This is a genomic window from Borreliella americana (genome assembly GCF_021043605.1).
In the GTDB taxonomy this organism is placed as follows: domain Bacteria; phylum Spirochaetota; class Spirochaetia; order Borreliales; family Borreliaceae; genus Borreliella; species Borreliella americana.
Window position 1 is genome coordinate 1 of record NZ_JAJNFB010000029.1, and the last position, 6,695, is coordinate 6,695.

Annotated in this window: 5 protein-coding genes and 2 pseudogenes; 2 read left to right on the forward strand and 5 right to left on the reverse strand. The window is 21.8% G+C overall.

The window, feature by feature from the left end:
* Positions 1-1,138: 1,138 nt before the first annotated feature.
* Entirely contained in the window at positions 1,139-1,951 is an 813-nt protein-coding gene (locus LRB30_RS05330; RefSeq protein WP_231014699.1) for a virulence associated lipoprotein, read from the forward strand.
* A gap of 679 nt (positions 1,952-2,630) precedes the next feature.
* Here LRB30_RS05330 and LRB30_RS05335 read toward each other — a convergent pair.
* From LRB30_RS05335 to LRB30_RS05975, 5 genes and pseudogenes are all read right to left on the reverse strand, one after another.
* On the reverse strand, positions 2,631-3,164 hold the full coding sequence (locus tag LRB30_RS05335) for a chromosome replication/partitioning protein (protein ID WP_231014288.1): 534 nt from the start codon (positions 3,162-3,164) through the stop codon (positions 2,631-2,633).
* A 91-nt stretch (positions 3,165-3,255) separates the two neighbouring features.
* Positions 3,256-4,017, reverse strand: a complete 762-nt coding sequence (locus tag LRB30_RS05340; RefSeq protein WP_231014289.1) for a ParA family protein — start codon at positions 4,015-4,017, stop codon at positions 3,256-3,258.
* A pseudogene (locus tag LRB30_RS05345) lies at positions 3,993-4,443 on the reverse strand (DUF226 domain-containing protein). The gene LRB30_RS05340 and the pseudogene LRB30_RS05345 overlap by 25 nt, the downstream one beginning before the upstream one ends.
* A 1,073-nt stretch (positions 4,444-5,516) precedes the next feature.
* Positions 5,517-5,684: a BB0158 famile outer surface lipoprotein gene (locus tag LRB30_RS05990; protein ID WP_456264082.1), complete on the reverse strand. Its 168-nt coding sequence runs from the start codon at positions 5,682-5,684 to the stop codon at positions 5,517-5,519.
* Positions 5,685-6,380: 696 nt separating this feature from the next.
* Complete coding sequence (locus tag LRB30_RS05975) at positions 6,381-6,560, reverse strand: CRASP family complement regulator-acquiring lipoprotein (RefSeq protein ID WP_407928737.1); 180 nt, start codon at positions 6,558-6,560, stop codon at positions 6,381-6,383.
* Positions 6,561-6,593: 33 nt separating this feature from the next.
* Here LRB30_RS05975 and LRB30_RS05995 point away from each other — a divergent pair.
* Positions 6,594-6,695: pseudogene (locus LRB30_RS05995) on the forward strand (DUF777 family protein); the annotation flags it as partial.

Sequence of the window (6,695 nt, forward strand, 5' to 3'; positions counted from 1 at the left end):
GCATTAAGTATTATTAATAATATTTCAATAATTGACAGCAACTACAAATAAAATATAATTCAATTATGATTTTAATAAAATTTAATTAGTTGTTGGTTAAGTTGCTTTTATAAAGGTTTTATATCTTTGTTTAAAGAAATCCAAAAAATTAGAAATCAATGATTAATTAAATAACTTTTTTTGTCAAATGACATAAATTTTTTTAAAAATTTAAAAAGTTAAAGTAAATGAAAAAATTGTTATAACCTCATTTATCTTTATTCATGCTTATAAATTTTATTAGTTAGAAGGCAGCATTAAGTAATTGACGAATTTTAATAAAAACCACTTACCATTTAATTTTTTACAAGAAACAAAAAAATAAGTTGAGATTAATTTTGATATTCAACTAAAATTGTTAAGTAATTTTCTTAAAATATAACAACATGAAAGTTATATTCTTTCAAAGTTCTTTTCTTAAGATATGAATTTTGCCTATCTTGCAGATATTTTGGATTATCTTTCATTTTTTTAAAAAATTCTCTTCAATATTTTCTTTAGTTTTTTATTCATTATATTTCTTTATATTTTCAATGTTTGGTATTGGAAAAAAAATTTGAAATAATTTATGAAAGGCCGAATACTGCTTCTTAGCAATATAGAACTGGTTTTCTTAATATAGATTAAAAAATATTCAAAAGAAACTCACCACATTAAGTTCGTAACATTATAACAAAGTCTACTCTAAATAAGGATAAGAAAAATTGTCATATTGCTATTAATCATATAGATGTAACAAAATAAAAATTATATTTCATAACTATTATTAACATCTATTTAAAAGTGCAATTATTTAAATAATTGTTATTTTTATTGAAATTATAAAAAATTAAATTGTTTGTTATATTTATTACTTCAAAAGTCTATTTTTAAATTCACCATTATTTTGCTAATGAATATTTTTTATATTTTTTGAACTCAAAATATACTATTGATATTATGTTATAATAACAGTATAATATTAAGTATAACATTGTATTAATGCCATATTGTATTAAAATCAAATGAAATAAATATTTTATTATATTTAAAATCAAATCGTATAAATATTGCATTATATTTAGTATTAGATATTAGATTTTAAATAAGGAGAATATTTATGAAATATAATATATTTGTGAGCATCTTTGTATTTTTACTTTTAAGTGCTTGCAATCCAGATTTTAGCACCAAACAAAAAGATACAAAACATCAATCTAACATTAAAGGATCAAAGTCTAAAACGGAAGTAGTCCCTAAGCAAGACGTGGGCCCCAGGCAAAAAGTAGGCCCTAGTAAGCAAGAAGAAGACATTAATAGAGAAATAAAAAACAAACTAATTGATGACTTAAGAAATTTAATAGAAGTAGCTAATATGGATAAAGAAAAAGACATAAAAAAATTAGATGAAGAACCTCAAGACCAATATGGAATCTCGATTTTCAAAATAATAGGTTGGCTTTCATCACCAGGTGAACGTATATCCGATAATACTGAGAGATCTAAAACATATAGAAGAAGGGTTTATGGTTTTTTAAATGCTATTGATACCAATGAATTTAAAAAATTTTCAGAAATTATAAGATTGTCGGCACTAACAGAAAGCATATTAAACAGCTCTAATACTCTTGGAGGCTTTTACGACCGGGCTATTTCTAGATTGTATTCCAAAAAAGTTGCTCTAGATAAACTAGATATTTCAGATTTAAAGAAGCTTAAAAATTCGCTTGAAAAATTATTTCCTACAAAACTAACCGTAGCAAACATGTTTAAGCAACTTTTATCAGATTATCAAAATGATAAAAATCTTATAAAGACGGATGCAACTAAGCTTTCATCCCATGTAGAAGAAATTCACAATCAATTTCAAAAAATAGTAGACACATCAGAAAAACTATTAGATACTATAAACTCAATACACAGTAATATTTAAGTTTTATACTAAAATTGTTCATAAATATCAGGTCCATCTTTAAATAAAGATGGACCTGATATTTTAATCAAAATTCTTAATAAACTAAAAAGGCATTGAGATTAAATTTTAGTACTAAATAAATTATTTTATATTTTAATCTTATATCTTATTAAAATTTTTATTTAACAATGTCATCTGGATTTCTGTAAACTTTAAAGAGTATCAAGAAAGTAAGCTAGTAAGAGAATATAAAATTCCATCAAACCATCTAATTAAACCAAAGAAATACTCAAACAACTCAATTACCTATGTTATTAATGATAACAAAACTTAAATACTTAAATAGGCAAGTTCAATATCGAGCTAACTTATTTTATAATCAATGAAAGATAGCAAAATAAAAATTATATTTTTGTAAATATCTATTTTAGATCTATTTTGGTTTTAGGAATATTGATAACTTATAAGAATAAAAACATGACTTGTAACAGAATTAAAAGTTTTATAATCCAGGCAATAAAATCATTTTATTTTTAAAACAAATCTAGTAAGTTAATTAATAAAAAACTTTTATAAAAAAAATAATTACTTCTATATTTTAATTGCTTACAAATAGCACAATATACCAGATAAAATATAATCTCTTATAATTGAACAAAAAATTGTTTAAATTTTACAAGTAACTACTTACATTATTTTAATTTGTTTTTTTTAAATTCAAATCATGATATTCTTTTAATACTTTTTCTAAATAATCTTTATCATTAGAAAAAATTTTATCTAGTAAATATTCTATAAAATTTGAATTTCTTTTATAAAAAGCATAACTATCTTGTCTTTTAAAACTAATACGTAACGGTTTTATTGAATTTTTATTATTAGATTCTTTTGATTTTATATTCCTATAAATTCCTATCATGCCCTTATCTCTGATTTCTTTTACACTTATATCTCCTTTTAATACCTTTTCATATATTTTTAAATATAAATAAGCTTGAGTTTTAGAAATTAAAAATTTCTTGATAAACATATCAAAACTTACATACCCATCGATACGATAAAGTTTCTTGGTTTTTATATTGTGCAATATCTCCATAATTTTAATTTTATTTTCTATATCGTTAAGCATGCTTTTTCTCAAAGAATGCTTATAGTTTTCATACTCTTCCTCTTCAGAAACACCAATCAAGCCCTCTTCTCTATTATTCAAAATAATTAAATCTTTAGGCATACCTTAAACCCTCCTTATGAAAACATAAAATACATTAAACAATAATGTTCGCAAGCGAACATTTACATTAAATCAATTTAAATGGTAAAAATCAAATACCCAATATATTCTTTAAAGCTTCCAAACATTCCTGATAATAAGGTTCTTTAATATTAGGCTCTTGTAAATTATTTATAAATACCTTTACTTTATTATAAAAATGAATTTTTCCTTTAATATATTTACCATATTTATCCTTAATTGAATTTTCTATGCTTTTGAAAGTATTTCTGTTTTTCATAAATTGATTTTCAATCATGTATATATCAATATCTCTATCCATATACATTGAAACTTTTTCAATATATTTCATCAAGATAGATAAGCTTTCAACAGAAAATCTTTCAACTTGAATGGGTACAATAAGCTTGTTTGTAATATTGAGTGCATTATCTAAAAGAGAATCCAAATTGGGAGGAGTATCAATCATGACATAATCAAAGTTATAATTAGACAATGTCCTTTCTAGCCTATGCTTTAAAAAGAGCTCTTTATAAGAAGTATTTTCCTTATTAAAAAGATGTAAACTAGGATGAGAAGGAATAAGATATACGTTATCATGTATTTTAGTTAAATATTTATCTAAATCAACATAATAATCTTCTTTCAAAAGAGAATAAACATTATTTTTGCTTAAGCTTTTTATATATTTTAAAAAATAACTAGTCAAACTATTTTGAGGATCAAGATCTACAAGTAAAACTTTTTTATCCATGTTTCTTAAAATAAAACTAAATATAATAGTTAAAACACTTTTACCAACACCGCCTTTAATATTTGAAATACTAATTATTTCTGATTTTTTGCTATCCATTTATTTATAAAACCTCCATTTGGCAAATTTTTATTGTAAAATTTGTAAATTTTGTATTATAGATTAACTATTCTCTCTAGTAGACCTCAAGCATATTTCTTTTCAAATTTTTCTTTTTTTGTTAAAGTATGAATAGCTTTTATATAACAAAAAACACTACCTCTTTTAAACCTAAATTCTATATAATAAATTTTACATATGGATATAGTTTCGACAACCTTGGTACTAATATTTCCATATCTAAAAAAAGCAATTTTGTTAATCTTCAAATCCGTAAAACATTCTCAAAAATTCATCTTGAATACTTTCTTCAATTCCAAATAAATGGAAAATACTTTTCTTATTTTTATCAAACAAATTTCTTATTATAATAAGAAATTTGTTTTCTTTTTTTTGATTTATACCAAATGTAAAAAAACACCACATATTTTTGTATGATATATTGTTTTGTTATTTATTTTTTCTGTTTTAATAAAAATATTGTTTTTCATTTTTAACGATTCAATTTCCATTTTTTGGCTTTTAGATTTCCTAATAATTGATTCATGTTTTAACCTCAAGCTTTATCATTTATTCAATTTCTGGTTTTTGTAGCCATTCCTTTGTCTTAGCTCTTTTATCCAAATAATCATTTTTTATTAGAAATTTCTCTCATTTTATCTAAAAAATTTATATTTTTCCATTTTAGCAATGTTTTTGTTTTTAAATTTACAAGATTTAAATTTTCCTTTTTTGTTTTATATATTATTGTTTATAACACAATTGACATTTTTAGTTGTAATTTTTAAATTAGAGCTTTTAATTCTATTATTTTTAAAATATTTTTTTGTATTTCTTTTTCAAATTTATATATTGTGTTGACATCATGTCCATATATAAAACATTCAATAAATAAATGCAATAATAATTTAAATTATATGCTTAAAGATAACCAAAATATATAATAAACCATTGTCTTCTTCCAATCTTAATAAGTTTTTTAAACGATATTTCTGCAACATAGCCAAGTTAAATTTTTTCCAAGTGTTCTCAGTTTGATTGCTTTTAGCTCATTTTGAGCTAAAAAATTATTTAGTGTATTTAAAATTGCTTTTTGATTGCATTTAATAGTTATATTTTTGGAAATACTTAAGTATTGATAAAATTTTGTAATATTTGATTTGATATTTTCTTAATGAACTTATGTTGACTTGAATTTTTAAATTTGTTTTCATACTAAACCTCAAACGTTTTTATAATTAAACTCATAATATATATATTTACTTGAAAAGTATATAGTATTATACTGTAGTATAAAATACTTATAATACTAATAAGGATCAATCAGCATTCGTGTAAAAAGACAAAAATAAGTAAGAATAAATACAAATAAAAGCTCTACGCATAATGCTTTTAGCGTTCAAATTAATATTTTTAGTTTTTATACTTTGTTACTATAGTCTGTTATTATTTATGCAATAGTATTAGCTTTACTGGATTGATATTATATCATCCAGATATTAAATATTTTGATAAAAAAAAGAAAGGTATTTGTATGTTGTTTTTAGATGTGAAATTATATAATAATTGCATTTACTATTTTTATAAAAAAGTTTAAAAGAATCTGTTAAGGAGTTATCAAAAATTCCAAAATTATATGAATTTAATGTATTTGCTTTTGAAGGCATCTTTTAAGCTGATTTTATCAAGGGAGTTCTATATAAAAATAGAAATTAAATTCGTTGATTTAAATAAGATAAAATTTCTTCATTATATGTGGGGTATGAAGTACTAATAGATAAAATATTAATAAAGGAAATAATTTAAACTTGTCTAGGATTATAAGCATTTTCTTAAGACATGGATTTAGTGAAGATCATATAAAAATGGGATTTATGAAATTTAATGAAGGGAATTATAAAGAGTCTATATATAAATATAATAAGGCATATATATCTCTCTTTAAATGTTTATGCAAAAAGTATCGATAAAATGGGATTGATAAAAAAAAATATTCCTGAGGTTTTTATAATCAGGCCATATTGATTAGTATTAGTAGATGGCTAAGATATTATTTTGACAATATTAATGATATAAAACCCGAAATTTTAGTAGATTAGATTAGAAAGCTAAATTGGTAGGGCAGCTTTGAAATTTTTCAAAATTAAAAGTCGTTACAACTGTTTCTTATTATTTGGATTGATATTCAAAACTGTTATTTTCTAAACGAATTATAGAAAAAATTATAAAAATGGGTTCTAATTTTAGTATTTCTAAATCTTATTTCTTTTTTAAATTCAACTACAATAATACTCCTAATTTTTTTTGTTCTACTTTTATAGGCTTTTTCTCCATGTTTAAAATGGAATTTGAAAAAGTTTTATTCAAATAATTTCTAATTTACTATTTTCAAATTTTATGGATTCTTTATTACTACTATAATCGTTTAATAATTGTTTCATGCATTTCCTAAAGGTTGTTCTAAAATCTAGAAAATTTTTAAGGCGAATTTTTATTCTTTTAAGATTAGGAATATTTAATAAAATCAAGTTGTTTTTTAGCAAGCAATAATGAGATTATTGCTTGCAGATCTAAATTTAAATATAATTTCCGATACTATTAAAATCAAAGCAAACAATACAATTGAAATAGTCAATGAAACAACTAGCTTAAAAGCAATTCTAAATAATATTGTTGAT

What these genes read in the sequence shown, in the direction of transcription:
- LRB30_RS05330 (WP_231014699.1), top strand. Translation starts at nt 1,139, where the DNA reads ATGAAATATAATATATTTGTGAGCATCTTTGTATTTTTACTTTTAAGT.
- LRB30_RS05335 (WP_231014288.1), bottom strand. Translation starts at nt 3,164, where the DNA reads ATGCCTAAAGATTTAATTATTTTGAATAATAGAGAAGAGGGCTTGATT.
- LRB30_RS05340 (WP_231014289.1), bottom strand. Translation starts at nt 4,017, where the DNA reads ATGGATAGCAAAAAATCAGAAATAATTAGTATTTCAAATATTAAAGGC.
- LRB30_RS05990 (WP_456264082.1), bottom strand. Translation starts at nt 5,684, where the DNA reads ATGCCTTCAAAAGCAAATACATTAAATTCATATAATTTTGGAATTTTT.